The 2001-nt window shown below is 74.8% G+C and carries 2 protein-coding genes; one reads left to right on the forward strand and one right to left on the reverse strand.

What is annotated here, in order from left to right:
• Positions 1–709: 709 nt before the first annotated feature.
• Complete coding sequence (locus tag ACTUAL_RS23700) at positions 710–925, reverse strand: hypothetical protein (RefSeq protein ID WP_440901792.1); 216 nt, start codon at positions 923–925, stop codon at positions 710–712.
• Between the two features lie 224 nt (positions 926–1149).
• Between ACTUAL_RS23700 and ACTUAL_RS23705 the strand changes: the two genes are divergently transcribed.
• Positions 1150–1638 carry a hypothetical protein gene (locus ACTUAL_RS23705; protein ID WP_096492831.1) on the forward strand — a complete coding sequence of 163 codons (489 nt, stop codon included), beginning with the start codon at positions 1150–1152 and terminating at the stop codon, positions 1636–1638.
• The last annotated feature ends 363 nt before the right edge of the window (positions 1639–2001 follow it).

The raw sequence follows: 2001 nt of genomic DNA on the forward strand, positions 1-2001 counted from the left end.
GCTCGGGGGCGGAGGCCCTGGTCAGGCGCTTGGTGGGCGCGCTGGGGGTGGGCGCGCTGACAGCGCGCCGCGTGGGCTCCGCACGGGGGACCGGCACGGGGGTGGGGGTTGTGAAGGGAGTGGCGCGCTCGATCGGGTGAAAGCCGGGCGATCGGGCGGGGGTGGTCGAGCCGGGGGCGGCCGGCGCCGGGGGCGCGGGCGGTGCGCACGCGGGGGCGGGCCGGGGAGCCGTCGGGTGTCGCGGCGGGGGTGTCGCGGCGGGCGCTCGCCTCGTGGGGGCTGCCTCGTCATCGCGCGGGTGGGGCCACGGCTGGGGCCGGGGGTGGGGCTGAGGTCTGGGGCGGGGTCGCGGAGCGGGTTCAGCTCGGACGCGGTGTCCCGGTTGTCCTTCGGTTGCCGAGTTGCTTCTCGGTTGTGCCGGGTTGCTTTTCGGTTGTGCGGATCGCTTTTCGGTTGTCCGGTTGTTTTTTGGTTGTCATCGGTTGTCGTTCGGTTGTCGCCGGTGGCCGTTCGGGGTCCGGGGTTGCTCTTCGGTTGTGCTCGGTTGCTTTTCGGTTGCGAGGTGCGGGCGGAGTCCCGCCCCGGTTGGCGCCCGGCCGTTCTCAGCCGAATGGCGCGGCTCGTGGTGGGCCCGCCCCTCGGGGCTGCCTCTGCCACTACCGCGCCGTTGACCAGCGGACCGGGGGTCCGCTCGGGCTGGCGACGTGCGTCAGGCCGAGCGGCGCAGGGCGTGGCTCGGGACCGCCGCGGGGGCGCTGACCTGCGTAGGAACGGCCGCGCGGACGAAGGCCCAGCCCTCGAACGCCGCGCGCTCGTTCTCCTCGGCGAGGATCCGGTCGAGGGTGCCGTTCGCGACGCGCATCCGCCACGCGACCAGACCGACCAGCAGGACCCCGGTCGTCACGATGAGCATCCAAGTCGCCATGTCCGTCTCCTTGCTCGAACCGCGCGGTGTGTTCCGCAGGCCTGTCGTCGGCACGGGGTGAGAACTCCTGAGAGGTTTTCCCGAAGAAATTTTTAGCGCTCTTTCGGGGCTCAGATAGTCCGATCGGGTGACGTACACAGCGGGACATGGGCACGGATGACCGACCACTCGGGGGAGTGGGTCATTCGTGCAGGTCAAAGCTGTGCACGGAGGAGTGTTCCCCTATGTTCCACCGCGTCCGTCAGGTCGCCGAGGTGCTGGCCGTGCTGGGGGTGTGCGCGCTGCTGGTCGTCGGGGCGCGCAACACCACGGCCACCGGAGCGACGCCCGTCACAACGGTGGTGAGCGTCGCAGAGCAGGTCAGGGCGCGGGTCGACGGCGTGCTGCTGTCCTGCGAGCGCCTGGACCCGGCCACCTGCGCCCTGGCCGCGGACGGCGTGTCGGACCTGGCCGCCTCGGCGGTCGCCGTCGCCGGGCAGGTGCGCGGGGCGGTGGACCCCGAGCTGCGCGCCCTGGCCGAGGCCGTGGAGGCCGACGCGTCCGCGCGGAGGGCCGCGCTCTGCGCCCCGAGCGGCGCCGCGACCGGCGAGGACCCCCGCGCGACCACCGCGACCGGCGGCCGTTGCGGCGCCCTGGCGGAGGAGCAGCGCCCCCGGCTGCTGGCGTTCCTCGGGGCACTCAGGGGGAGCGGAGCGGTCGGCGAGGGGGACTGAGGGGGCGGGTGAGGCTGAGGGTGCGGGGTTGGCGGGTGGGGCTGAGGCGCGGGGGCGGCGGGTGGGGCTGAGGCGTAGGGCTGGCGAGGGGGCTGAGGGCGCGGGGCCGGTGAGGGCGCGGGGCCGGCGGGTGAGGCTGTGGCTCGGGCTGGTGACTGGGGCCTGCGCCGGCGGGGGGCTGGACCTGCGCTGATGAGCTGCGGCCGGGGTCCTGGGCAACGGGGTGCGCCTGGGCCTGTTGCGAGGGGACCGGGGCGAGGGCTCGCGGCGACCGGCGACCGAGGGCTCGCGGTGGTGGCAGCGGGAGGCGGGCGCGTGTCGCCGGGGTTCTGAGCTGCGGAAACGGGTGGTGGGGCTGGGTGG

This window comes from Actinosynnema sp. (assembly GCF_052038725.1).